Source organism: Ancylobacter sp. SL191, assembly GCF_026625645.1.
Classification (GTDB): Bacteria; Pseudomonadota; Alphaproteobacteria; order Rhizobiales; family Xanthobacteraceae; genus Ancylobacter.
The window spans coordinates 529,137-554,422 of the sequence record NZ_CP113056.1; the positions used below are offsets into that span (position 1 = coordinate 529,137).

General features: G+C 69.5%; 25 protein-coding genes. 20 read left to right on the top strand and 5 right to left on the bottom strand.

Annotated elements, in window-relative coordinates; all coding sequences use genetic code 11:
* Positions 1–187 precede the first annotated feature (187 nt).
* The 7 genes from OU996_RS02335 (at position 188) to OU996_RS02365 (ending at position 6,702) form a co-directional block, all read left to right on the top strand.
* Entirely contained in the window at positions 188–1,627 is a 1,440-nt protein-coding gene (locus OU996_RS02335) for a sensor histidine kinase (RefSeq protein ID WP_267584068.1), read from the top strand.
* Between the two features lie 2 nt (positions 1,628–1,629).
* Positions 1,630–2,283, top strand: coding sequence for a response regulator transcription factor (locus OU996_RS02340; protein ID WP_267585560.1), 654 nt, complete (start codon positions 1,630–1,632; stop codon positions 2,281–2,283).
* A gap of 123 nt (positions 2,284–2,406) precedes the next feature.
* The gene (locus OU996_RS02345; protein WP_267585561.1) at positions 2,407–2,763 is read left to right on the top strand and encodes a response regulator transcription factor; all 357 of its coding nucleotides are present in this window, start codon (positions 2,407–2,409) and stop codon (positions 2,761–2,763) included.
* 211 nt (positions 2,764–2,974) lie between these two features.
* On the top strand, positions 2,975–3,490 hold the full coding sequence (locus tag OU996_RS02350) for a Dps family protein (RefSeq protein WP_267584069.1): 516 nt from the start codon (positions 2,975–2,977) through the stop codon (positions 3,488–3,490).
* Positions 3,491–3,599: 109 nt separating this feature from the next.
* Positions 3,600–4,106, top strand: a complete 507-nt coding sequence (locus OU996_RS02355) for a redoxin domain-containing protein (protein ID WP_267584070.1) — start codon at positions 3,600–3,602, stop codon at positions 4,104–4,106.
* Positions 4,103–4,657: a DsbA family protein gene (locus OU996_RS02360; protein ID WP_267584071.1), complete on the top strand. Its 555-nt coding sequence runs from the start codon at positions 4,103–4,105 to the stop codon at positions 4,655–4,657. Before OU996_RS02355 ends, OU996_RS02360 begins: the two co-directional genes overlap by 4 nt.
* A gap of 134 nt (positions 4,658–4,791) precedes the next feature.
* Positions 4,792–6,702, top strand: a complete 1,911-nt coding sequence (locus tag OU996_RS02365; RefSeq protein ID WP_267584072.1) for a PAS domain-containing sensor histidine kinase — start codon at positions 4,792–4,794, stop codon at positions 6,700–6,702.
* Positions 6,703–6,732: 30 nt separating this feature from the next.
* Here the strand turns inward: OU996_RS02365 and OU996_RS02370 are convergent, their stop codons facing one another.
* Positions 6,733–7,617, bottom strand: a complete 885-nt coding sequence (locus OU996_RS02370) for a LysR family transcriptional regulator (protein ID WP_267584073.1) — start codon at positions 7,615–7,617, stop codon at positions 6,733–6,735.
* 186 nt (positions 7,618–7,803) lie between these two features.
* Between OU996_RS02370 and OU996_RS02375 the strand changes: the two genes are divergently transcribed.
* The 5 genes from OU996_RS02375 (at position 7,804) to OU996_RS02395 (ending at position 14,022) form a co-directional block, all read left to right on the top strand.
* Entirely contained in the window at positions 7,804–8,991 is a 1,188-nt protein-coding gene (locus OU996_RS02375) for an MFS transporter (protein ID WP_267585562.1), read from the top strand.
* A 131-nt stretch (positions 8,992–9,122) separates the two neighbouring features.
* A complete protein-coding gene (locus OU996_RS02380) occupies positions 9,123–10,265 on the top strand; it encodes an HlyD family secretion protein (protein ID WP_267584074.1) in 1,143 nt (380 codons plus the stop codon).
* Entirely contained in the window at positions 10,262–11,896 is a 1,635-nt protein-coding gene (locus OU996_RS02385) for an MFS transporter (protein WP_267584075.1), read from the top strand. Before OU996_RS02380 ends, OU996_RS02385 begins: the two co-directional genes overlap by 4 nt.
* 145 nt (positions 11,897–12,041) lie before the next feature.
* On the top strand, positions 12,042–12,872 hold the full coding sequence (locus OU996_RS02390; protein WP_267584076.1) for a helix-turn-helix domain-containing protein: 831 nt from the start codon (positions 12,042–12,044) through the stop codon (positions 12,870–12,872).
* Between the two features lie 307 nt (positions 12,873–13,179).
* A complete protein-coding gene (locus OU996_RS02395; RefSeq protein WP_267585563.1) occupies positions 13,180–14,022 on the top strand; it encodes an alpha/beta fold hydrolase in 843 nt (280 codons plus the stop codon).
* Between the two features lie 53 nt (positions 14,023–14,075).
* Here the strand turns inward: OU996_RS02395 and OU996_RS02400 are convergent, their stop codons facing one another.
* Together OU996_RS02400 and OU996_RS02405 are read right to left on the bottom strand one after the other, a co-directional pair.
* Positions 14,076–14,711, bottom strand: coding sequence for a DUF1109 domain-containing protein (locus OU996_RS02400; RefSeq protein WP_267584077.1), 636 nt, complete (start codon positions 14,709–14,711; stop codon positions 14,076–14,078).
* Entirely contained in the window at positions 14,708–15,265 is a 558-nt protein-coding gene (locus OU996_RS02405) for a sigma-70 family RNA polymerase sigma factor (protein WP_267584078.1), read from the bottom strand. The genes OU996_RS02400 and OU996_RS02405 overlap by 4 nt, the downstream gene beginning before the upstream one ends.
* A gap of 209 nt (positions 15,266–15,474) precedes the next feature.
* On the opposite strand from OU996_RS02405, the gene OU996_RS02410 reads away from it, so the two are divergent.
* The 4 genes from OU996_RS02410 (at position 15,475) to OU996_RS02425 (ending at position 17,924) form a co-directional block, all read left to right on the top strand.
* The gene (locus tag OU996_RS02410; protein ID WP_267584079.1) at positions 15,475–15,759 is read left to right on the top strand and encodes a DUF2282 domain-containing protein; all 285 of its coding nucleotides are present in this window, start codon (positions 15,475–15,477) and stop codon (positions 15,757–15,759) included.
* 84 nt (positions 15,760–15,843) lie between these two features.
* Entirely contained in the window at positions 15,844–16,695 is an 852-nt protein-coding gene (locus tag OU996_RS02415) for a DUF692 domain-containing protein (RefSeq protein WP_267584080.1), read from the top strand.
* 7 nt (positions 16,696–16,702) lie between these two features.
* Positions 16,703–17,473, top strand: a complete 771-nt coding sequence (locus OU996_RS02420; RefSeq protein ID WP_267584081.1) for a DNA-binding domain-containing protein — start codon at positions 16,703–16,705, stop codon at positions 17,471–17,473.
* The gene (locus tag OU996_RS02425; RefSeq protein ID WP_267584082.1) at positions 17,466–17,924 is read left to right on the top strand and encodes a DoxX family protein; all 459 of its coding nucleotides are present in this window, start codon (positions 17,466–17,468) and stop codon (positions 17,922–17,924) included. The genes OU996_RS02420 and OU996_RS02425 overlap by 8 nt, the downstream gene beginning before the upstream one ends.
* An 8-nt stretch (positions 17,925–17,932) precedes the next feature.
* Here the strand turns inward: OU996_RS02425 and OU996_RS02430 are convergent, their stop codons facing one another.
* Positions 17,933–18,778, bottom strand: coding sequence for a fumarylacetoacetate hydrolase family protein (locus OU996_RS02430; protein WP_267584083.1), 846 nt, complete (start codon positions 18,776–18,778; stop codon positions 17,933–17,935).
* Positions 18,779–19,110: 332 nt separating this feature from the next.
* On the opposite strand from OU996_RS02430, the gene OU996_RS02435 reads away from it, so the two are divergent.
* The 4 genes from OU996_RS02435 (at position 19,111) to OU996_RS02450 (ending at position 24,780) form a co-directional block, all read left to right on the top strand.
* On the top strand, positions 19,111–20,385 hold the full coding sequence (locus OU996_RS02435; protein WP_267584084.1) for a glycosyltransferase family protein: 1,275 nt from the start codon (positions 19,111–19,113) through the stop codon (positions 20,383–20,385).
* Positions 20,386–20,479: 94 nt separating this feature from the next.
* Positions 20,480–21,721, top strand: coding sequence for a glycosyltransferase (locus OU996_RS02440; protein ID WP_267585564.1), 1,242 nt, complete (start codon positions 20,480–20,482; stop codon positions 21,719–21,721).
* A 3-nt stretch (positions 21,722–21,724) separates the two neighbouring features.
* Positions 21,725–22,843, top strand: a complete 1,119-nt coding sequence (locus OU996_RS02445; RefSeq protein WP_267584085.1) for a glycosyltransferase family 4 protein — start codon at positions 21,725–21,727, stop codon at positions 22,841–22,843.
* Positions 22,840–24,780: a glycosyltransferase gene (locus OU996_RS02450; RefSeq protein WP_267584086.1), complete on the top strand. Its 1,941-nt coding sequence runs from the start codon at positions 22,840–22,842 to the stop codon at positions 24,778–24,780. The genes OU996_RS02445 and OU996_RS02450 overlap by 4 nt, the downstream gene beginning before the upstream one ends.
* On the opposite strand, the gene OU996_RS02455 is transcribed toward OU996_RS02450, so the two are convergent.
* Entirely contained in the window at positions 24,756–25,277 is a 522-nt protein-coding gene (locus tag OU996_RS02455) for a class I SAM-dependent methyltransferase (protein WP_267584087.1), read from the bottom strand. The two genes, OU996_RS02450 and OU996_RS02455, sit on opposite strands and share 25 nt — an antisense overlap.
* Positions 25,278–25,286 lie beyond the last annotated feature (9 nt).

The window sequence follows — 25,286 nt, forward strand, 5'->3', positions numbered from 1 at the left end:
ACTCTGACGGTTTTGGCGGCAGGTTCAATGCAACCTGGAGCAGATGAGCGATACGTTCATCCAAGAGTGACATACCTATGTATACGCAGCGCCGCCGGGGAAGCTGGTAGACTGGCGCCATGTGCTTGCGCGTTCGACCCTGCTCCGCCACCGGCCACGATTCCGCACGCGCGGCGAGAGCGTGCGCATGACGCCGCTCGCCCTCGCCCACGGCGCCCGCTCGGCACTGATTCCGCTGCTCGCGGGGCTCCTGGGCCTTGCCATCTTCCTCGTGGACACGCTGACCCCGCTCGATATGGCGGTGGCGGTGCTTTATGTCGCCGTGGTGATGCTGCTGGCGGATGTGCTCACCACGCGCGGCATCCTCGCCGTTGGCGGGCTGTGCATCGTCCTCACCTCGATCAGCTTCCTCACCGTCCATAATGTCCGGTTCGAGCCGGAGGCGGTGGCGCGGGCCTGCGTCGCCATCTCGGCGATCATCGTCGCCACGCTGCTGTCGCTGCGCAACCGGCGGGCCAGCGACTCGCTGCGCGACCAGGCGGCTTTGCTCGACCTCACGCATGACGCGATTCTGGTGCGCGATGCCGACGATACCATCCTGTACTGGAACCGCGGCGCCGAGGAGCTTTATGGCTGGACCGCGGCGGAAGCGATCGGCCACCGCACGGCCGAGCTGCTCCGCACCGGCTTTCCGCTCTCGCCCGAAGCGGCCATAGCCGAACTGGAGCGCGACGGGCGTTGGGAGGGCGAGCTGCGTCACGCCCGCAAGGACGGCTCGCGCGTGATCGTCGCGAGCCGCTGGGCGCTGCGCCGCGACGCGCAGGGCCGTGTTCAGACGATCATGGAGACGAATAACGACATCACCGCGCGCAAGGCCGCTCAGGACCGGCTGGACAAGGCGCAGAGCGAACTGACCCATGTGACCCGCATGGCGACGCTCGGCCAGCTCACCGCCTCCATCGCCCATGAGGTCAACCAGCCGCTCGCCGCCATCGTCACCAATGGGGAAGCGTGCCTGCGCTGGCTGCGGCGGCCGGAGCCGGATGTCGGCGAGGCGCTGGCCTCGGTCGAGCGGATGATCGCCAATGGCCGCCGCGCCGGCGATGTGGTGGCGCGGCTGCGCGCCCTCTCGCGCCGGCAGTCCGGGCGGCACGAACGGCTCGATCTCAACGCGCTCGTCACCGAGAGCCTCGCCCTCATCGAGCGCGAGCTGGCGCGCCATAAGGTCACCGTCACCCTTGATCTCACCGAGAGACTGCCCGCCGTGGCCGGCGACCGGGTGCAGTTGCAGCAGGTGGTCATCAACCTCGCCATCAATGCCGCCCAGGCGATGGAGGACACGCCGCGCCCCCGCCGGCTATTGCTGCGCTCAGGGATAGAGGCCGGTCTCGACGGCCCGGTGGTGCGGGTCTCGCTCACCGATAGCGGGAGCGGCGTGGACGATGAGGGGCTGACGCACCTTTTCGAGCCATTCTACACCTCCAAGCCCGACGGCATGGGCCTTGGCCTGTCGATCAGCCGCTCGCTCATCGAGACCCATGGCGGACGCATCGACGCCACCCGCAATGCCGAGCGCGGCATGACGTTCGCGATTATCCTGCCCGCCGTGAAGGAGCCCCGCGCGTGAGCCTGAACCCTCCCCCGCGCAGCCCCCGCCCCGCATCCGCCGATCCGCTGGTGATCGTCGTCGATGACGATGCGGGCCTGCGCGAGGCGCTCTCCAGCCTATTCCGTTCCATCGGCCTGAAGGTCGAGCTGTTCGGCTCGGCGGCCGAATTCCTCGCCGCCGCCCTTCCCGACGTGCCGCGCTGCCTCGTGCTGGATATTCGCCTGCCCGGCGTCAGCGGCCTCGACTTCCAGTCGCAGCTGGTCCGCTCGGGGATGCACATGCCGGTGATTTTCATGACCGGCTATGGCGATATTCCGATGACCGTGCGGGCGATGAAAGCGGGCGCCGTCGACTTCCTCACCAAGCCGTTCCGCGACCAGGACATTCTCGACGCGGTCGCCGCCGCCATCGAGCAGGACAAGGCCCGTCGGCAGGCCGACCAGGCCGTGGCGGGGGTGCAGCAGCTCTATGAGACGCTGACATCACGCGAGAAGGAGGTGATGGCGCTCGTCACCTCCGGCCTGATGAACAAGCAGGTCGCCGGCGAGATCGGTCTCAGCGAGATCACGGTGAAGATCCATCGCGGCCATGTGATGCGAAAGATGGGCGCCCGTTCGCTCGCCGACCTCGTGCGCATGGCGGAAACGCTCGGGCTCTCGGGGGCGAAAAGATAGGCCCGGCAAACCTTGATATGATTTCTTTCCACCGGCGGGGGCGCCATAAAGACGAAGGTTCGGCACGAGGCCGTGGGGCAGCGACCGCCGCGCTGAAAGGATTTCATCGTGCGCCAATTTCCGATGGTCGCGATCATTGATGACGACGAGTCGGTTCGCGTGGCGACCGCCAGCCTCGTCCGATCGCTGGGCCTGCTCTCCCGGACCTTCGCCTCCGCCGAGGATTTCCTGCGCGCCGAGGCCGAGGAAGCGCCCGATTGCGTCATCACCGATGTGCAGATGCCCGGCATGAGCGGCGTGGAGCTGCAGGCGACGCTGCGCGCCCGTGGCCGGTCGACGCCGCTGATCTTCATCACCGCTTTCCCCGAGGACCGTATCCGCCGTCAGGTCACCGAGGCCGGGGCGGTCGGTTTCCTCGCCAAGCCGTTTGACGGCAGCGAGATGATCGCCTGCCTCGACGCGGCGCTCGGCACGCACTGACCCCTCTCTCCTCCCCCGCCCACCTCGCGCCGGCACCTTGTGCCGGCGTTTTTGTTGGTGCCCGCTTTGGCGGGGCACACCCAAGTATGAGATCGGCACCCCTAGAGCCGATTTCGGGCCGCCGGCAGGACGCCTAGCCTGTGTCGTGTCAGGGCCGGGGCGGTGTCATCCGCCGCCCGGCGCCGCACGATCCGCTCCCGGAGTAAGACCCATGACCGACACGGCAAAGACCCGCCAGATGGCGCCGCTGCGCACCCCCACCGACCTCGGCGCGGATGCCACGCGCGACATCGCCGCCGCCCTCACCGGCGTGCTGGCCGACATGTTCGCGCTCTATCTGAAGACCAAGAACTTCCACTGGCACCTGTCCGGCCCGCATTTCCGCGACTATCACCTGATGCTGGACGAGCAAGGCGACCAGATCTTCGCCACCACCGATGCGCTGGCCGAACGCGTCCGCAAGGTCGGCGGCACCACGCTGCGCTCGATCGGCCACATCTCCCGCCTGCAGCGCCTGTCGGACAATGACGCCGATTACGTCACCGCGCCGGACATGCTGGCCGAGCTCGCCGAGGACAACCGCCGGCTCACCGGCTTCCTGCGCGCCGCCCATGCGGTGTGCGAGGAATATAATGACGTCGCCTCCACCAGCCTGATCGAAGTCTGGATCGACGAGGCCGAGCGCCGGAGCTGGTTCCTCTACGAGACCACGCGCTCCAATCATTGACCGGCGGCGGCCGGTCCCGGCCGCCCCGTCCCCTCGCCATGCGGGCGACCCCGCACCACCCAAGAGTCCGCATCACCCAAGAGTCCGCACCACCCCATAGGAGGCGTGCATGACTGCGCTCCACACCCACGGCGCCACCGCGCTCGCCGCCGGCGTCGCGGCCCCCGACTTCACCTTGCCCTCGACGCCGGACCAGATGCTGTCCCTGTCGGACCTCGCCGGCTCCCCGGTCATCCTTGCCTTCTACCCGGCGGACTGGAGCCCGGTCTGCGGCGACCAGATGGGCCTCTATAACGAGATCCTCCCCGAGTTCCGCCACCATGGCGCGCATCTCGTGGGCATTTCGACCGATGGCGTGTGGTGCCACGCCGCCTTCGCCCATGATCGCGGCCTGCATTTCCCGCTGCTCGCCGATTTCGAGCCGAAGGGCGGCGTGGCGCAGAGCTATGGCGTCTATCGCCCCCATGAGGGCACCAGCGAGCGCGCGCTGTTCGTCATCGACGGCGCCGGCGTCATCCGCTGGAGCTACGTCTCCCCCGTCGGGCTGAACCCCGGCGCCGACGGCATCCTCACCGCCCTCGAGGCGCTCGCGCCGCAGAAGGAGACCCCCGCATGAGCGCGCAGGGAAACATAGTCCATGGCACCCTCACCCCGCCGGTCGGCCCGCATGACCATGCGCAGGGCCCCGCCGACGCCCCGGTGACCCTCGTCGAATATGGCGACTATGAATGCCCCTATTGCGGCGAGGCTTACCCGGTCCTCAAGGAAGTGCAGCGCCTGATGGGCGATGAGCTGCGCTTCGTCTTCCGCAATTTCCCGCTGGCCGAGGCCCATCCGCACGCGGTGCAGGCCGCCGGCATGGCGGAAGCGGCGGCCGGCATCGGCCAGTTCTGGCCGATGCACGACCTGCTCTATGAGCACCAGGACGCACTCGACACCGCCAGCCTCGCCCGCTACGGCGCCGCCGTCGGCCTCGACGCCGCCAGCATCCGCGCGACGCTGGAGGGCAGCCATGACGCGACCGTGCGCCGCGACTTCATCGGCGGCGTGCGCAGCGGCGTGAACGGCACGCCGAGCCTGTTCATCAACGGCGAACGCTATGACGGGCCGCGCGAGGTCGACATCCTCGTCGACCTGCTGCGCGCCGTCGCCCGCGCAACCGCCTGACCGGACAGGCCGGCGCTGGCTCTCCCTAGGGAAACCTATACTTTGAGATAGAGAAACCATCCGCGGGCAGAGCATGACGGCGTGCGCGGACGCGTTATTATCGCGCACGCTGCAATTGGGACTGATCGATCAGCATGCGACGGGGGACGACGCCGGACTCGCGCGCCGCACGATGCCGCTATGCAGGTGCTTTTCTGCTGGCGGGCACGATCTTCGCCATCGACACCTTCACCACGCTCGGCAGCGCGGTGGCGGTGCTCTATGTGCTCGTGCTCATCATCGTCGGCGAAGGCGGCTCGCGCCGTGCCATTCTCAGTGCCGCGGCGCTCTGCGCGATCCTGACGCTCTCCAGCTTCGCCTTCATGCACGGCCTGCATGGCCATCTCGATGCCTCGCTCCGCCTGCTCATCAGCCTCGCCGCGCTTATCGCCACCAGCTTCCTCATGCTGTCCCGCCATGCCGACCAGCGGGCGCTGGAAGGCCAGGCGGAACTGCTCGACGTCACCCATGACGCGATCTGCCTCAGCGACGCGGCGGGACGGGTGATCTACTGGAATCGCGGTGCCGAACGGCTCTATGGCTGGAGCTTCGACGAGGTTCACGGGCGTGACGCGCATGAACTGCTCGCCACGCGCTTTCCCCAGCCACGCGAGGAGATCGAGGCCAGCCTCGCCCTCACCGGGGCGTGGGAAGGCGAGATCACCCAGACGACCCGCGAGGGGCGCGAGGTCCGGGCGCTCAGCCGCTGGCTGCGCCGTGCCGATATCGGCCGGCGCGGCGGGCGCACGCTGGAGAGCAATACCGACATCACCACCCGCAAGATCGCCGAGGAGGCGCTGCGCCGGAGCGAGCGGCGCTACCGCACCATCTTCGAGAATCTCGCCGTGGCGATCTGGGAGCACGACCTGCGCCCGATGAAGGCGGAATTGGACGGCTTGCGGGCTCAGGGCATCGACGACCTGCCGGCCTATCTGGCGGATCATCCCGACTTCGTGCGGCGCATGCGCAATTCCGTGCGCATCATCGACGTGAACACCACGGCATTGCGCATGATGGGGGTCGGCTCCAAGGAGGAGTTCTTCACCTCGCTGCACGAATTCCTCGAAGACGACGTCGCCCGCTTCGCCGGCTTCCTCATCGCGCTCGACGCCAATGTGCCGACCTGGGAGGCGGAAGCGACGCTGCGCACCCGCGCCGGCGACCTGCTGCGCGTCATCGTCGCCTTCAACTTCCCGCCCGATGGCGCGCTGGACTGCGTGCAGGCCAGCGTTCTCAACATCACCGAGCGCGTGCGGGTGCAGGAGACGCTGCAGCGCATGCGCGACCAGCTCGACCATACGCGGCGCGCGGCGACCGTGGGTGAGGTCTCGGCCTCCATCGCCCATGAGATCAACCAGCCACTCGCCGCCATCACGCTTCATGCCGACGCCGCCAGCCGCTGGATGGACCGCACCCCGCCCGATCTTGACGAGGTGCGCGCCTCGATCGGCGAGGCCGCCATCGCCGCGCGCCGCGCCTCCGAGGTGGTGCGCCGGGTGCGCTCCTTCATGAGCAAGGTGGAGCCCGACCGGGTGCCGCTCGAGCTCGACCCGCTGATCGAGGAAGCGATCCATCTCGTGCAGCCGGAACTCGCGGCCCATGCCGTGGCGCTGCAGCCGTCGCTCGCCGCCCCCGGCGCGCTGGTGCGCGGCGACCGCATCCTGCTGCAGCAGGTGCTGATCAACCTCATGGTCAATGCCGCGCAGGCCATGGCCGGCAGCGGCAGCGCCGAACGGCAGATCCGGCTCACCACCAGCCGCACGGCGCGCGGCATCGCCATCGAGGTCAGCGACACCGGGCCCGGTTTCACCACGGAGGGCGCCGCCAAGGCGTTCGAGCCCTTCTTCACCACCAAGGCCAACGGCATGGGGCTGGGCCTTGCCATGTGCCGCACCATCATCGGCGCGCATGACGGCGAGATCGCCCTCGTCCCGGCGGACGAGACGGGCGGCGGCGGGCGGGTGGCGATCCGGCTGCCGGCGCTGGTGGCGGGCCTCGCCGAATAGGTTCAACCCTGCCGTGTCAACCTTGCCGCGTCAGCCTTGCCGCGCCAGCCAGGCGCCGAGTGCGTCGATGAACAGGCGCACCTTCGCCGGCACCAGCCGCCGCGTCGGGTAGACCGCCCAGATGGTCAGCGGCTCGGTCTGCGCATCCGCGAGCGTGATGTCGGTCAGCCGTCCACTCGCCAGTTCCTCGCGGGCGTGCCAATGCGACAGATAGGCGATGCCGAGGCCGCCGACGCAGGCTTCCTGCACCGCGTCGAGCGAATTGGCCGAGAAGCGGCCGCGCACGCTCATTCGCCGCCGCCCGCTCTCGGTACGGAACACCCAGTGCGGGGTGACGCTGGAGGTGAGGCAGGTATGCGCGGCGAGATCGTCGAGCCGCTGCGGCGCGCCGGCGCGGGCGAGATAAGCGGGCGCCGCCAGAAGCAGCCGCGGGCTGTCGGCGACCTTGCGGGCGATGAGGCTGCTGTCGGCGAGGTCGGCGATGCGGATACCGATATCGAGCCCCTCGGCGACGATGTCGACCACCTTGTCGCTGAGCTGCAATTCCACCTCGATGCGCGGATGGGCCTGCATGAACTCGACGACAAGCGGGGCCAGCACCTTGCGGCCGAAGGCGAGCGAGGCGCTGACGCGCAGCAGCCCGCTCGGCGCCGCGCTGCGCCCGCGCAGGCTGGCGAGCGCCGCCGCCTGATCCTCGACCAGCGTCTGGGCGTGCGGCAGGAAAGCCAAGCCGTCATCGGTGAAGGAAAGCGAGCGGGTCGTGCGCTGCACCAGCCGCACGCCCAGCTCCTGTTCGAGCTTGGCCAGCAGGCGGCTTGCCGCCATGGGCGAGAGATGCAGCCGCCGCGCCGCCCCCGCCAGACTCCCGGCGGCGGCAAGCTCGACCAGCAGCGTGACGGCGGCGAGATCCAGCATCCCCTGACCTGTTTCAACGGCGTGTAACGCAATCCGTTATAGTCGTGTATCTGAACAAGACACTATAACGTCTGGCGCGCTAGCTCTATCTCCAAGGCCGAAACAGCGACGCCGCCGCGCGGGATTCCCCATCCCCGGCGCCCGGTCCAGGAGAACCCCATGTCCACCCCGAACACTGCCCGCGAGATGGCGCCCGCCCCGGCGACCGCCGGCGAGGCGACCCTCGGCACCGGCACCACCTTCGCGATGGCCGCCGCCGCCGGCCTCGCGGTCGCCAACATCTATTACAACCAGCCCATGCTCGCGGTTATCGAGCAAGACCTGCCGGGCGCGCTCACCGCGGCGATCCCGACAGCGACGCAGCTCGGCTATGCCGCCGGCCTGTTCCTCATCGTGCCGCTCGGCGATCTGATCGAACGCCGCAGCCTCATCGTCGGCCAGTTCGTCCTCATCGCCCTCGCCCTTGCCCTCGTGGCCATGGCCCCGAGCGCCGGGCTCATCCTCGCCGCCTCCTTCGCCGTCGGCCTCGGCGCGACGGTGGCGCAGCAGATCGTGCCGCTCGCCGCGCATCTGGCCGCGCCGGAGCGGCGGGGCGCCACCGTCGGCACGGTCATGGCGGGGCTGCTCACCGGCATCCTGCTCAGCCGCACGCTGGCGGGGCTGGTCGCCACCCATGCGGGCTGGCGCGACATGTTCTGGCTGGCTGTGCCGCTGGCGCTCGCCGCCGCCGGGCTGATGGCGCTGATCCTGCCGCACAGCGCACCGGATTCGACGCTCAGCTATGGCCGGCTGCTGCGCTCCATCGGCCATCTCTGGGTCGAATTCCCCGCCCTACGCCTCGCCGCCCTGACCCAGGCCGCCCTGTTCGCTTCCTTCACCGCCTTCTGGACCATCCTCGCCTTCCGTCTGGAGCAGCCGGAATTCGGTCTCGGCGCGGATGTCGCCGGCCTCTTCGGCCTGATCGGCGCCGCCGGCGTCCTCGCCGCCCCCCTCGCCGGCCGTTTTGCCGACCGGCATGGCCCGACGCATGCCGTTGTCGCCGGCGCGGTCATCACGCTGGCGTCGTGGATCGTGTTCGGCCTCTGGGGCTCGCTCGCCGGACTGATCGTCGGCGTCGTGCTGCTCGATTTCGGCCTGCAGGGGGCGCTGGTTTCCAACCAGCACATCGTCTTCGCCCTGCGCCCGGCCGCGCGGGCCCGGCTCAACACCGTGCTGATGGGCTCGATGTTCCTCGGCGGCGCGGTCGGCTCGGCAGTGGCGACGCTCGCCTGGCAGCGCGGCGGCTGGGAACTGGTCAGCCTCGCCGGCCTCGCCTTCGCCGCCATCGGCGCGGCAATCCAGCTCTGGCAGGTCGTCGTCCGCCACGCCCGGTAAGGCCGGGCGATTTTCCGGCCGCACGGCGCGCCGGCGAAGTGGCATCCCGGAAGGGGCGTCCGGCGAGGCCGTCATAATGCGAGGGCCGGGCCGGGTGGTCCGGCCCTCGTCATGTGAACGGACCTGCTGCCATGCCTGCCGCCGACACGCCCCTTCGCGAGACACCGTCCCCCAGCCCGCCGGCGCCCGCGCATGTTGTGAGGGCCGGGCTGAAGCGGCTCGCCATCCCGCTGCTCGCCATCCTCATCATCGGCGCGCTGCTGGCCTTCGCCAATGGCAACTGGGCGCAATGGGCGAGCAACCGGCCGACGCAGAGCACGGACGACGCCTATGTCGAGGCCGACGTCTCCACGCTGAGCGCCCGCATCACCGGCAATGTGTTGAAGGTTCTGGTCGACGACTACCAGACCGTGAAGGCCGGCCAGCCGCTCGTCGAGATCGACCCTGCCGACTATCAGGCAAGCCTCGCCGGCGCACAGGCGAGCGTCGATGGCGCAGCGGCGGCGCTTGCCAACCTCGCCAATCAGGAAGAACTCCAGCGCGCCCTCATCGTGCAGGCACAGGCGCAGCTCGTCTCGGCCAAGGCCGTCGCCACCGAGATGGAGGAAGAGTTCGACCGCCAGCAGGCTCTCGTGGATGGTGGCATCGCCGGGACGCAGCAGCGTCTCCAGCAGGCCACCGCCAACCTCGCCAAGGCGAATGCCGATGTGCGCGAGGCGGAGGCCGCCATCGAGGCGCAGAAGCGCCAGCTCGACGTGCTTACCGGCGAGGAAGGCGCGCTGCACGCGGCTCTCGACGGTGCGAAGGCCAGCCTGCAGACCGCCGAGCTCAAGCTCGGCTACACCACAGTGGTCGCGCCGTTTGACGGCACGGTCAGTGCCCGGCTGGTGCAGGTGGGCGATTATGTGAACATCGGCACCAACCTCATCGCCGCCGTGCCGATCCCTAACGTCTATGTCCGCGCGAACTTCAAGGAGACCCAGCTCACCCATGTCGCGCCCGGCCAGCGGGTGGACGTGACGGTGGACACTTTCCCCGGCCAGCCCCTCACTGGCCATGTGGAGCGCGTCTCCCCGGCGAGCGGCGCGGTCTTCGCCCTGTTGCCGCCCGACAATGCCACGGGCAACTTTACCAAGGTGGTGCAGCGCATTCCCGTGCGCATCGCCTTCGATCCCGGCCAGCCGCTGGTGGCGCGGCTGCGTGCCGGCATGTCGGTGGAGGCGCGCATCCATGTCGAGGAACACGTCGCCTCAGCCACTCCGGCTGCGCCATGAGCACCACCGCTCGCCCCTTGGCCGTGTTGTGGGGCCGGCTCACCGGCCGCACCGGGCTGGTCATCAGCGGCCCCTTGCTGTCGCCCGACGCCAAGCCGCTGATCCAGCCGGTGCTGGCGGCGGCGGCGGTGCTGCTCGGCTCCTTCATCGTCGGCTTCGACACGCGGCTCTTTTCCATCGGCCTGCCGGATCTGCGCGGCGCCTTCGAGCTGAGCTTCGACCAGGGCGCCTGGCTGAGCACGGTCGCCACGGCGCCGCAGATCTTCATCGCGCCCGCCGTGCCCTGGCTCGCCGCCACCTTCGGCGTCGGGCGCGTGCTGTTCTGGCCGAGCCTCGCCTATGCGCTGCTCTGCTTGATCATCCCGTCGGCGCAGGGCTTCGAGATGCTGGTCGTGCTGCACGCGCTGCGCGGGCTGCTGCTCGGCGTGTTCATCCCGGCCACCATCATGATCATCTTCCGCCGGCTGCCGATCAGCTGGTGGGTGCCGGCCATCGCCATCTACTGCTTCCGCCTCGCCTTCTCGCAGAGCGTGGGCGTCGCGCTGGTGGGCTTCTATGTCGAGCATCTCGGCTGGCAGTGGGTGTACTGGCAGGACGTCATCCTCGCCCCGCTCATCGGCCTGCTGATCCGCGCCGGGACGCCGCCGGCCCGCATCGATATCGGCCTGCTGGAGCGGGCGGACTGGGGCGGCATGGCACTGCTCGGCACCGGCTGGGCGCTGATCTATATCGGCCTCGACCAGGGCAACCGGCTCGACTGGCTGCAATCCGGCCTGATCCTGACACTACTGACGGCGGGCGCCGTGCTGGTCATCGGCTTCTTCATCAATGAGCAGCTGGTGGCCAACCCCTGGGCCAGCCACACGGTCATCGCCAGCCGCAACGTGCTGCTCGCCTTCCTCGCCATCCTCTGCTTCGACGTCGCCAGCATCTCCAACAGCTATCTGGTGCCGAACTTCCTCGTGGCGGTCGCCGGGCTGCGGCCGGAGGAGATCGGCGGGCCGCTGGTGCTCGGCACCGCCGTGCCGCTGGTCCTGCTCATGCCGGTGGCGGTGATGGCGATAAGGCGTTTCGACGCCCGCCTCAGCCTCCTCATCGGCTTTGCCGCCTTCGCGGTAGCGGGCGAGCTGGGCACGGCGATCACCCATGAATGGTCGCCCTGGACCTTCCTGCCCATCCTGCTCATCCAGTCGGTCGGGCAGGCCTTCACCTTCCTCGCCGCCGTCGTCTACATCCTCGCCAATTCCGACCCGAAGCTCTCCACCTCGGTCGCCGCCCATGTGCAGGTGCTCCGGCTCGGCGGGGCGGAGATGGGGCTGAGCCTGATGGCGACACTGCTGCGCCAGCGCGAGCAGTTGCACTCCTACCTCATCGGCCTCCACGTCCCGGCATCGAGCGGGACGGTGGACGGAGCGGTACAGGGCCTCGCGGGCAGCTTCAGCGGCGCGGGCGGGTCGAGCCAGATCGCCACCGCGCGCGGCATCGGCACGCTCGCCCAACTGGTGGCGCGCGAGGCCAATGTGCTCGCCTATATCGACGGTTTCCGGGTCAGCTACTGGGCGGCGCTGGCCGGCCTGCTGGTCGTCGCCTTCATGGGCGCGGCGCCCAAGGGACCGCTGGCACCGCGCTGATGCGGTAACAAAACACCTTAATACATACCAAGGTATCTGTATGTCACACTCATCATATAGGCGGCGGAACCCAGCGTAGAATGGAGCTTCCCGCCCCAAAAACTACTCTCTGATCACACCGCATGAGGATCAGGGAGTTCCCGCCATGTCGCTCCACGTCGCTCCGCTCGCCACCACCTCGCTGCCTTTCACCGCCTATCCGTCCCACGCAGCCCAGCGTCCCGGCCGCGATCGCCTGTCGGTCGAGCTCGGCCATATGGGCGTCGTGGTGGCGATCTCCACGCCCGGCGCCCGGCGCGAGCCGGCGGACGACGCAAGGCTCCGCCTCGAAGTGCCGCCCGCCGCCTTCGACCGCTATCTCGGCCTGTTCACCGACGGCGCACGCGCCGCGCTGGCGAGCGCAAGCGACCCGGTGGTGCGCCGCCTCTCCCGCGCGCTGGACGAAGCCGAGCGCACCGAGAGCAGTGAACCGGCCACCCGCGACTTCGGCGGGCTCTACGCCGATGCGCTGCGGCTCGCCATCGTCGCCCGCCTTGCGGGCAGCGACGCTGAAGACCTGTCGGGCGCTCCCCACTTCATCGCTCCCGAGCCGCAGGTCGACGCCGAGGCCCCCGTCCGCGAACCGCGCCGGCCGAAGTCCGGCCTGCCGAAATGGCGCTTCAAGCGCGTCGCGGCCTATGTCGAGGAGCATCTGGGCACCAGCATCACGCTCGCCGACATGGCTGGCGCCGCCGGGCTCAGCCGGATGCATTTCGCCGCCCAGTTCCGTGTGCTGACCGGGCTGCGGCCGCACGAATATCTGCTGCGCCAGCGCATCGAGCGCGCCCAGCAGATGCTGGTGGAGACCCGCGACCCGCTGGTGGAGATCGCCCTGGCGGTCGGCTTCCAGACGCAGGCGCACTTCACCACCGTGTTCCGCCGCTTCGTCGGCGACACCCCGTATCAGTGGCGCGCGGCCAATCGCAGCCACGGCTGAGACCGGCCTCATACCTGAGGATGATACCGCACATCCTCAGGTGTGCCGCCACGACACCCTTCGCCGGATTGTCGGCCACGGCCCGCGCTCTACCTTGGCGTCCCACCGCCCGGCCCGCTCCGCGACCTCCTTCACCGACCGCACCGGGAGCCGAACCGTGACCAATCTTCACCTTGCCCTGCCCACTGCCTCCCGCCGCGACATTCTCGCGCTCGGCGCCGGTGCCGTCGCCCTGGCGGCGCTGCCGAGCCTGCCGGCCTTCGCCGCCAATGCGGCGTCCACCTCTTCCTCTTCCGCTGAAAGGACCATGACCATGGGTTACGTCACCACCAAGGACGGCGTTGAGATCTTCTACAAGGATTGGGGTCCGAAGGACGCCCAGCCCATCGTGTTCCACCACGGCTGGCCGCTCTCGGCGGACGACTGGGACACGCAGATGATGTTCTTCCTGGCCAATGGCTTCCGCGTCGTCGCCAGCGACCGTCGCGGCCATGGCCGCTCGTCGCAGGTGAGCGACGGTCACGATATGGACCATTACGCCGCCGACGTCTCGGCCGTGGTCGAGCATCTCGACCTGAAGGACGCCGTCCATATCGGCCATTCCACCGGCGGCGGTCAGGTCGCCCGCTATGTCGCCCAATACGGCATTCCGCAGGGCCGCGTCGCCAAGGCTGTGCTGGTCGCCGCCGTGCCGCCGATCATGCTGAAGACCGAGGCCTATCCGGGCGGCCTGCCGATCGAGGTGTTCGACGGCTTCCGCGCCGCGCTCGCCGCCAACCGCGCGCAGTTCTTCCTCGATGTCGCCGCCGGCCCGTTCTACGGCTTCAACCGCGAGGGCGCGAAGGTCTCGCAGGGCGTGATCAACAATTGGTGGCGCCAGGGGATGATGGGCGCCGCCAAGGCGCATTATGATGGGATCAAGGCCTTCTCCGAGACCGACCAGACGGCCGACCTCAAGGCCATGACCGTCCCGACCCTCGTGCTGCAGGGTGATGACGACCAGATCGTGCCGTACAAGGAGGCCGCCGAACTGCAGGCCAAGCTGCTGCCGAAGCCCACGCTGAAGATCTATCCGGGCTTCCCGCACGGCATGCTGACCACCCATGCCGACGTCATCAACCCGGATATCCTCGCCTTCATCAAGGGCTGATCCCCGCCCCCGCGATGACGAAAGGCCGGCCCTCAAGGCCGGCCTTTCTGCGTTTACCAGCGCAGGAGGCGGCGACCCGCCACATAGCCGGTGGCGCTGACGATCAGAATGGCGAGGCCATACCAGGTGGCGATGAAAAGCGGACTGTCATCCGGGCAATGCAGCGCGTAGACCGCAGCGCCGATAGCGCCCGCCGCCAGCCCGGCCGCGGCACCGGCCAGGCCCGGATCAGCCGGAGCCGTTCCCCGAAGCGCCCAGAGGATCGCGACCAGAGGCGCCACCGATACGAGCGGAATGAAGAACAGGCAGAAGCTGGCGTGCAGCCCTTCCAGACACTCCATCCAGCGCGCGCGCGGCAGCACGACGAGTTCGGCCGACACGGCCAGAAGCAGCAGGCCGAGCGGAAGAAGCAGAAGCCGCAGGCGCGGGCGCAGCTTCAGACCCGGTCGACCGACACGGAACAGCATCCAGCCTGCGAGGACCGCGAGCAGGAGCGTGAAGCTGATCTTGAACAGGACACGGCTGGTCTCCACGGCACTGGCCAGGTCCGGCCGGAGGCCGATGGTGCCTCCCAGAAGCGCCAACGCCGCTGCCGCCCCACCCGCGAGGGCGAGCGCAAGGCTCGCGCCGAGGTGCGTGCGCACCGGGGAATCCTGCGCCAGCAGGCTGATCAGCTCGTCGGTTTTCACGCCTCGTCACTCCGGTAAAGCCGCGCCAGCGTCTTCAACGCACGATGCAGCGCCACGCGCACGGCCCCCTCACTCATCTGCAACCGCGCCGCCGTCTCGCGCACGCCCTCGCCCTTGAGCGAGATGGAGCGCACGATGTCGCGTTGCGGATCCTTGAGCTGCTCCAGCAACTGTTCCACGTCGATCCGGTCGCCGGGATCGGCAGCCGTGTCGGCTTCCAGTATCTCCATGACGTCGTCGATCGGCGTCGTCGCCTCCCGGCCCCGTCGCCGCAGGCTGTCGATCAGCTTGTTGCGCACGATGGTCGAGAGCCACGGCCCGATCGGCCGGCCGGGATCCCACGTCCCACGCTTGAGGTGCACCGCCAGCAGCACCTCCTGCACGACATCCTCGACGTCACTCTCCGAGGCGCCGAAAGCCCGGCAGCGGCGGCGGGCGATGGCGCGCAGATGCGGCGTCACTGCCGCGAGAAGACGATGATAGGCGTGGCTGTCACCGGCATTCGCCCGGCGCATCCATTCCGCCCACTCCGCTTCCCGGCTCGCTTGCGTCACGTCATCCCCAATACGCGGGCGTCTGGCACATTGTTACAGGCCCATGAACATTATGTGGAGCCGAGGCCGCGGGCTCCGGCAGGAGCCGTCAGGACCAGCGGAATCCGTCGCGTCGAAAAAAGATTCGCGGTGCCAGTGTAACGACGGATGGGGTGCCCGCGTAGCTGTGGTGTCGGCCCGCCGTGGCCGATCCCAACGGAGAACATCCCATGAAGAACAGCGTCGCCACGTTGGCGCTGGCGGGTTCGCTCGCCACCGCCATCGCCACCCTTGCTGCGCCCACCGCTCACGCCGCCGCCGACAAGGAAAAGTGCTTCGGCGTCGCGCTGAAGGGGCAGAATGACTGCGCCGCCGGGCCCGGCACCACCTGCGCCGGCACCTCCAAGGTCGACTACCAGAAGAATGCCTGGAAGCTGGTGCCCGCTGGCACCTGCACGACCATGAAGACGCCGAACGGCATGGGCTCGCTGAAGGCCGGCCCGGCGCCGACCTGATCTCGCCTCGCGACACAAGGCGGCGCGGTCCTGGTGCCAGATGCACGACCGCGCCGCGCCCTTCACCGCCCTGAGGAGGCGCCCGTGATTCCGAGCATTCTTCCCCCGCGCCCCGGCGTCGGCTTCAAGCCGGAGCACTTCGCCGCCATCACTGCCGAGCGCCAGCCGCTCGGCTTCTTCGAGGTTCATGCGGAGAATTACATGGGCGCGGGCGGCCCGCCCCATGCGCAGCTCACGCGGCTGCGGGCCGATTACGCCCTGTCGATCCACGGCGTGGGCCTCTCCATCGGCTCGATGCAGCCGCTGGATCGGGACCATCTTAGCCGGCTGCGCACCTTGTGCGCCCGCTACGAGCCCGAGAGCTTTTCCGAGCATCTCGCTTGGTCGAGCCATGACAGCGTGTTCCTCAACGACCTGCTGCCCCTGCCCTATACGCAAGCAACGCTGGAGCGCGTTGCCGATCACATCGACCTCGTGCAGGAGACGCTCGGCCGGCCCATGCTGCTGGAGAACCCGGCGACCTATGTGAGCTTCGCCGCCAGCACGATCGAGGAGACCGATTTCCTCGGGCAGCTCGCGCGGCGCACCGGCTGCGGGCTGCTGCTCGACGTGAACAATGTGCTCGTCGCCGCCACCAACCATCATCTCGACCCACGCGCCTATCTCGCCCGCTTTCCGCTGGCCGAGGTGCGGGAGATCCATCTCAGCGGCCATGCCGCGACGGTGGACGACGATGGCGCGCCGCTGCTGATCGACAGCCATGACACGCCGGTGACGGACGAAGTCTGGGTGCTCTATGCCGAGGTGATCGCCCGTACCGGTCCCATCGCCACCCTCATCGAATGGGACAATGACGTGCCGGACTGGCCGGTGCTGCGCGCGGAAGCGGAAGCGGCGGACGCCCTGCTGACGCGATCCCGGCGGCGGGCGGCGTGAGGCGGCCATGAACCTTGATCCCGGCATCGCCCAGGCGGCCTTCGCCGCCGCCCTCGCCGACCCGGCGCAGCCGGTGCCCGACGGGTTGACCGCGTGGCATGGCGGAACTCCCGCGCGGCGCTTCGCCGTCTATCGCAACAATGTCACGGTCAGCCTGATGGAGGCGCTCGGCGCCCGCTACCCGGCGGTGAAGGCGATTGTCGGCGACGATTTCTTCGCCGCCCTCGCCCGGCTCTATGTCAGCGCCCATCCCCCGCGCTCGCCGCTGATGATGACCTATGGCGGTGAGTTCGCGGATTTTCTCGCCGGTTTCGAGCCAGCGCAAAGCCTGCCCTATCTGCCGGATGTCGCCCGGCTGGAAGATGCCCGCAGCCGCGCCTACCACGCCGCCGACGCCGCCCCGCTCGATCCGGCCTCACTTGCCGGGCTGACGCCGGAGCAAGTGGCGGGGCTGCGCCTTACCCCACACCCCGCGCTCGCCCTCCTGCGCTCCCCCCATCCGGTGGTGACGATCTGGGCGATGAACGCGGGGGAGATCGCGCCCGCCCCGATCGAACACTGGGACGGCGAGGACGCGCTCGTCACCCGCCCCCACCTCACCGTCGAGATCCACCGCCTGCCGCCGGGCGCCGGCGCCTTCATTGCCGCGCTGACTGAGGGCCTCACCCTCACGGAGGCCGCCGCGCAGGGGGCACAGGCCGCCGCCGCCTTTAACCTGTCCGCCACGCTCGCGCTCACCCTCGCCAGCGGCGCCGTCACCGGAGCGTCCCATGACTGAGATTGCCCGCCTGCTCATGACCGGCCGCGCCCTCGCCGGGCGCATCCCGCACGATCTTATCGCGCTGATCGCGCGGCTCTCCATCGCCGGCGTGTTCTGGCAGTCCGGCCAGACCAAGGTTGAGGGCTTCATGGTGACCGACAGTGCGGTCTTCCTGTTCGAAAACGAGTACCAGCTCCCCCTCGTTAGCCCCGTCATCGCCGCACATCTCGCGGCGCTGGCCGAGCACCTGTTCCCGGTACTGCTGGTGCTCGGCCTCGCCAGCCGGCTCTCCGCGCTGGCGCTGCTCGGCATGACGCTGGTGATCCAGCTTCTGGTCTATCCCGGCGCCTGGCCGACCCACGGCACCTGGGCTGCCTGTCTGCTCATCATCCTCGCCCATGGGCCGGGCCGGTTCTCGCTCGACCATCTCCTCGCCCCGCGGCTCGGCCTGAGGCCGGCCGCCGCGTGAGCGAGCGTTCAGCGCGCCGGCACCGCCCGCTGGCGCTGCTCGCCAAGGCCGGCGATGAACAGGTGCATGGTCTGGCCGGCCTTGAGATAGACCGGCGGCTTATGGCCGAGCCCGACACCGGGCGGCGTGCCGGTGGTGATGATGTCGCCCGGCTGGAGGCTCATGAACTGGCTGATATAGGAGACGATGAACGGCACGCTGAAGATCATGGTGCGCGTCGAGCCGTTCTGGTGGCGCCGGCCATCAACCTCCAGCCACATGTCGAGCACGTGCGGGTCGGGGATCTCGTCGGTCGTCACCAGCCACGGGCCGATGGGCCCGAAGGTGTCACAGCCCTTGCCCTTGTCCCACTGCCCGCCGCGCTCCAGCTGGAAGGCGCGTTCGGAGACGTCGTTGACGATGCAATAGCCGGCGACATGCGCATAGGCGTCCTCGACCGCCACATATTTCGCGGGCTTGCCGATGATGATGCCGAGCTCGACCTCCCAGTCGGTCTTCTCCGAGCCGCGCGGGATTTCCACATCGTCATTCGGCCCGACGATGCAGCTCGTCGGCTTCATGAAAAGCACCGGCTCGTTTGGAATGGGCATGCCGGCTTCCTCGGCATGGTCGGAATAATTGAGGCCGACGCAGACGAACTTGCCGATGCCGCCCACCGGCGCGCCAAAGCGCGGGGATCCCTCCACCGCCGGCAGCTCGGCCGGATCGAGCGCGGCGAGGCGGGCGAGGCTCTCCGGCAGCAGCGCCTCGCCAGTGATGTCGGCAATAAAGTCCGAGAGACCGCGCAGCACGCCGGAGCCATCCACCAGGCCCGGCTTTTCCTGGCCGACCTCACCGTAGCGAACGAGCTTCATCCCGGCGTCTCCTTGCTGTGTGATCCTGTCTGCGCACATCGATCGCCGCCCGCGCGGGGAAAAGCAACCGTCGCCGTGCGAAGTCGAAACGCCGGCACACATCCGCGCAATGGGCGGTTATCGTCCCGCCGCGCGGTTTCGCTGACGCCGCTGTGCAGTGCCGCGCGGACACGCTGATAAAATGTTTAGCAGTTATGCAAGGCGCGGTTTCCCGATAGTCTCGACAGCAGCCGGCCCCTCGTCTTACGATCATTCTTAATCTCGGAATGGATCATCGCCGTCTCGCTGGGTGCAGGCCGGGCAGCCGCGACGATCCTCTATTGGGTATATTGATGGAACGCGCACCCGTCCCCGCTCCCCAGCCTGAGCTCTCCCGGCCGGGCCGCGGAACGCCGCGCATCCTGATGTACAGCCACGACACCTATGGGCTGGGCCATATCCGCCGCTCGCGCGCCATCGCCAATGCGCTGGTCGCCGCCCATGGCGACCTCTCGGTGCTCATCATCTCCGGCTCTTCGCTCGCCGGCAGCTTCAATTTCGCGCCGGGCATCGATTTCGTGCATGTGCCGGGCGTCGCCAAGAGCGAGAATGGCAGCTACGCAAGCGCCAATCTCCGGCTCGACGTCGCCGAGGTCACCGCCATCCGCGAGGCGCTGATCCGCCAGACGGCGGAATCCTTCCGGCCGGACATCTTCATTGCCGACAAGGAGCCAGCCGGCTTTCGCGGCGAGCTGCTGCCGAGCCTGAAGCTCATGGGCAGCATGGGCACACGCCGCATCATTGGCATTCGCGACGTGCTGGACAGCCCGGAGGTCATTCGCGCCGAGTGGCACGACAAGGGCGCCATCCGCGCCATGACCGATTATTACGACGACGTGCTGGTCTATGGGGCGGAGGAGTTCTACCGCCCGCTCGACGGCATCCCCATGCCGGCCGACCTGCATTCGCGCATCGTCTATACCGGCTATCTGCGCCGCTCCGTGCCGGGCGGGGCCTCGGCAATGCGCTACCCGCGTGCCACCAAGGGCCCCTTCATCCTCGTCACCACCGGCGGCGGCGCTGACGGCGCCGGGCTGATCGACTGGGTGATCTCCGCCTATGAGGCGGCGCCGGACATTCCGCTGCCTGCCGTCATCACCTTCGGCCCCTTCCTGTCGAACAAGCAGCGCGGCCAGTTCATGGAGCGCATCGAGCGGCTGCCCAAGGTCGACGCCATCACCTTCGATCCCAAGATCGAGCGGCTGATGAGCCGGGCCACCGCCGTGGTCGCCATGGGCGGCTACAACACGTTTTGCGAGATCCTCTCCTTCGACAAGCCGGCGCTGCTGGTGCCGCGCTCGCGCCCGCGCCAGGAACAGCTCATCCGCGCCACGCGCGCCGAAAAGCTCGGCCTCGTGCGCATGCTGGTCGATCCGGTGGAAGCCGGCGAGGCCGAGCGCGACCCGCTGGTGATGGCACAGGCGCTCACCGCCCTGCGCGACCAGCCGCCCCCCTCGCAGGCCAACATGCCCGGCGTGCTCGACGGCCTCACCCGCATCGCCGACCATCTCGGCCCGCATCTGGGGGCGCAGGCGGAGCGCGCCGCGTCGCTCGGCGTCGGGGGCTGACTTGCTCGAGCGTTCCCCGCCGGGAACGGCGCGCCCGGAGGGTGCCCGGCCCACCGAATCTGCCCCGGATGCCACGCCCGGCCCGCGCCTCGCCATCGTGCTGAAGGGCTATCCGCGCCTCTCCGAAACCTTCATCGCCCAGGAAATCCTTGAGCTGGAACGGCGGGGCTTCGCCTTCGACATCTGGTCGCTGCGCCGCCCGACCGACCGCTACCGGCACCCGATGCATGAGGCGATCACCGCGCGGCTGCTCTATTTGCCGGAATATCTGAAGGACGATCCGCGCCGCGTCCTCAAGGGTCTCATCCATGCGGTGCGCCGCTTGCGCTTTCGCGAGCTGATGGGCGTGTTCCTACACGACCTCCTGCGCGACCCGACGCCGAACCGGATGCGGCGGCTCGGGCAGGCCTGCGTGCTCGCGCGCGAGCTGGACCCCGCTATTGGCCATCTGCATGTGCATTTTCTGCACACGCCGGGCTCGGTGACGCGCTACGCCGCGCTGCTGACCGGGCGCAGCTTCTCCTTCTCCGCCCATGCCAAGGACATCTGGACCACCCCGGAATGGGAGCGGCGCGAGAAGATCGCCGATGCCGCCTGGGGCGTGACCTGCACCGCCGATGGCTGGCGCGAACTGACCCGCGTCGCGGGTTCATCCGCTGGCAAGGTCGAGCTGGTCTATCACGGGCTTGATCTCGAGCGCTTCCCCGCCCCGCCCGTGCGCGACCGGCAGGCGGATGGCAGCGATGCCGCCGACCCGGTGCGGCTGGTCGCGGTGGGCCGCGCGGTGGCGAAAAAGGGCTTCGACACGCTGCTCACCGCGCTCGGCGGCCTGCCGCCCGCGCTCAACTGGCGGCTGGTGCATATCGGCACCGGCCCGCTCATTGCACCCCTGAAGGAGCAGGCGGAGCGGCTCGGCATTGCCGGACGCATCGAGTGGCGCGGCAGCCAGGCGCAGACGGCGGTGATCGCTGCGCTGCGCGAGGCCGATCTCTTTGTGCTGCCGAGCCAGCCGGGCGAGGATGGCGACCGCGACGGCCTGCCCAATGTCATCATGGAAGCCGCCACGCAGGCCCTGCCCATCGTCTCCACCCGCTTTGCCGGCGTGCCGGAATTCGTCACCGATGGCGAGAACGGTCTGCTCGTGCCGCCGGCCGACGCGCCCGCGCTGTCGGCGGCGCTGGCGGCGCTGATCGCCGCCCCTGACCGGCGGCGCGCACTCGGAGAGGCGGCACGGGCACGGCTCGTCGCCGATTTCACCTTTGACGCCGGGATCGACCGGCTGGAGACCCGGATGCGGCAGTCGGCGGGCGCGTCTGCCGCCCCAGCCCGCGCCTGAGCCATGCGCTGCCTGTTCCTCGCGCCGCTGAAATCGCCAGACCACCCGGTGCCCTCGGGCGACCGGACCATGGCGCGGCTCTTCCTCAAGCTGCTGCGCCAAATCGGTTATGAAGCGGAGCTGGCCTCCCCTTTCCGCAGCTTCCATACCGACCCGGCACGGGTGGACTGGACGGCGCTGGAGCGGGAAGCGGCGCAGGAGGTGGAGCGCATCCTCGCCGCCACCCGGCCGTCGGAGATCGCCTGCGTCTTCACCTACCACGTCTATTACAAGGCGCCGGACCTGATCGGCCCCGCCCTCGCGGCACGGCTGGGCGTGCCCTATGTGATCGCGGAAGCCTCCCGCGCCCCGAAGCGCGCGGCGGGCCCCTTCGCGGAAGGCCACCGGCGGGCGGAGGCGGCGATGGACGCCGCGACGCTTATCCTCACGCCCACAGCCGCCGACCGCGAGGTGCTGGACCGGCTGCGCCCGCCGTATCAGCGTGTCGTCGATCTCAAGCCCTTCCTGGATCTCACCGACTGGCCGCTGGCTGGCGCGCCTGCCGCGCCGCGCGGCGCCGGGCCGGTCCGCCTCGTCACGCTGGCCATGATGCGGGCGGGCGACAAGCTTGCCTCCTACCGTCAGCTGGCGCAGGCGCTGGCCGGCGTCGAGGCGCCCTGGACCCTCGACATCATCGGCGACGGCCCCGCCTGCGCGGAGGTCGAGGCGGCTTTTGCTCCCTTCGGCGCCTGCGTGCGCTTCCATGGCGCGATCACCGACCGCGCGGCGCTCGGGGGCCTGTTCCACGCCTCCGACCTGTTCGTCTGGCCGGGCGTGAACGAGGCGTTCGGTGCGGTGTATCTGGAGGCGCAGGCGCATGGCCTGCCCTGCCTTGCCGGTGGCTATGGCGGCATCGCCGATACGATGATGCCCGGCACCACCGGCCTCATCACCCCCGCCGGCGACATCCCCGCCTTCCGAGCGGCGCTGATCGACCTCATCGCCGCCCCCGCCCGCCGCCGGGCCATGGGTGAGGCCGCCGCCCGCTTCATCGCGGCCGAGCGTGACCTGCCTGAAGCGGCGGCGACGCTTCAAGCGGCGTTCCGCGCCAGCGATGTACCCCTGCCGGAGGACCGCGCATGACGACACTCCGCATGACGACGCCCCGCGTGATGATCGCCGTGACGCACCTGCTCGGCGTCGGCCATCTCGCCCGCATGGCGGCGGTGGGACGCGCGCTTAGCGGCGCGGGCTGGGCGATAACGCTGGTCTCGGGCGGACGCCCCGCCGCGACCGTCAACACGCAAGGCTGCACCCTCGTCCAACTTCCCCCGGTTCATTGCGTCGGCACGGATTTCGCCACCCTCTATGCCGCGCCCGGAGTGCTGGCGGATGCGGCCCACTTCGCCGCGCGGCGCGAGGCGCTGCTGGCCGCCTTCGATGCGGCGGCGCCCGATGTGCTGATCACCGAGCTCTACCCGCTCGGCCGCCGCTCGCTGGCGTCCGAGTTCGACGCCCTGCTCGCCCATGCCCAGAGCCAGACGCCGCGCCCGGTCATTCTCGCCTCGATCCGCGACGTGCTGAACCCGCCCTCGCGGCCGCAGCGGGCTGAACAGGCGCTCGCCAAGCTCGGGGCCTTCTATGACGGCGTGCTGTTTCACGGCGCCACCGGCGTCGTGCCGCTCAGCGCCTCCTGGCCCAGCACGCCGGCGCTGGAACGGCGGCTGATCGAGACCGGCTATGTGCATGACGGCGCGCGGGGGACAGAGGCCGCGGGCACGGACGGCACGGACGAGATCCTCGTCTCCGGCGGCGGCTCGGCGGCCGGCCTGCCGCTCGCCCGTCTGACGGTGGAGGCGGCCCGCCTGATGCCGGAGCGGCGCTGGCGCCTGCTCATCGGCGCCGGCGTCTCGCCGGAAGCCTTCGATGCGCTCGCCACCCTTGCCCCGCCGAATATGGTGGTGGAGCGGGCGCGGCCGGATTTCCCGGCCCTGCTCGCCCGCGCGGCACTGTCCATCAGCCAGGCCGGCTACAACACGGTGCTGGACCTCGCCGCCGCCAATGCCCGCGCCATTCTCGTGCCCTTCGCAGAGGGGGCCGAGAAGGAGCAGACCCTGCGCGCCGGCGAACTCGACCGGCGCGGCCTTGCCCGCGTGCTGGCGCTGGAGACGCTGACGACGCCGGCATTGACCGAGGCCGCCCGCGATCTCCTCGCTGCCCCCCGGCCCGACTGGTCCGCCATCGGCCGCGACGGCGCCGCCCGCACCGCGACCGTCCTGAACGACCTTCTCGCCCACCGCGACCGGGTGGAGGCGGCCTGGCAGCGGCTCGACGGTGTTCTCGCGCAGGCCCGCGCGGCCGGGCGCATCCTCGATTTCTGGTGGCGCGACGATGACGCAGTGGCGCCGACACCCGCGCTCGACGCGCTGCTCGCCCGCGCCGCGCGCTGGCAGGTGCCGCTCTCGCTCGCCGTCATCCCCGCCCGCGCCACCCCGGCGCTGGCCGCGCGGCTGCGCGAAGAGCGCCGGGTGACGGCGCTCGTGCATGGCCTGGCCCATGAGAACCACGCCCCGCCCGATCAGAAGAAGGCCGAATTCGGCGCGCATCGCCTTGCCGAGGTGATGGCCGTCGAAGCCCGCAGCGCCAGCGAACGGATCGAGGCGATGTTCGGCGCGCAGGCGCGGCCAGTCTTCGTGCCGCCCTGGAACCGCATCGCGCCGGCGCTCGTGCCCATGCTGGCGGACGAGGGCTATGCCGCGCTTTCCACCTTCAAGCGCCGCACCACGCGTGAGGCCGCGCCGGGGCTTGTCGCGCTCAACACCCATTGGGATCCGATTGACTGGAAGGGCGGCGGCGGGCTCGCCGACGAGGTCGGGCTGATCGACCTCATGGCCGGCCTCATCACCGAGGAACTGGCATCACCGCCGGGCACGCTGGAGCCCATCGGCCTGCTCACCCACCACCTCGTGCATGATGGCTGGATCGACCGTTTCATCGACACGATGATCGGCCGGCTGCTGGATTCAGGGGTCGCGCGCTTCGTCGCGCTGGGCGATCAGCTTGAGACCGGACGCCGGTAGAGATAGTAGCGCCCTTCCCGCGCCCCCGGCGGCAGCTTCACCGTCTCAAAACCCTCAAGCGCCAATGGCAGGTCGGACATGATGAGCCCGCCCGGCGCGAGGAGCGGGGGCAGCAGACGGGCGCACATCGCCGCCACCGCGCGGTTGCTCTCACGGTCGAAGGAACCGAGATCGGCATTGGCCAGCACCACCCGCCCGGCAAGGCCCAGGGCGAGCGGGGGCAGCGTTTCTTCGATCTCGCCGAGGAGGAGATGCGCAGGGTCCGGCTGGCAGTCGGGATAAGCCTTGTTCACCCGGTCGAAAACAAAGATCTCCCGGTCCGGCAGATGGCGGCGCAGGTGATCGAAGGTGCGCCCGAGGCCGAGGCCGAACTCCACCACCGGGCCGGGAAGAGCGGCGATGGCGTCGAAGGCATAGGCAAGGCAGGCGTGCTGCGCCTCCAGCCGGAACAGCGTCTTCTCAAGGCGCGACAGGCCAGACGTCGAGGTTTCGGACATGCGGTTTCC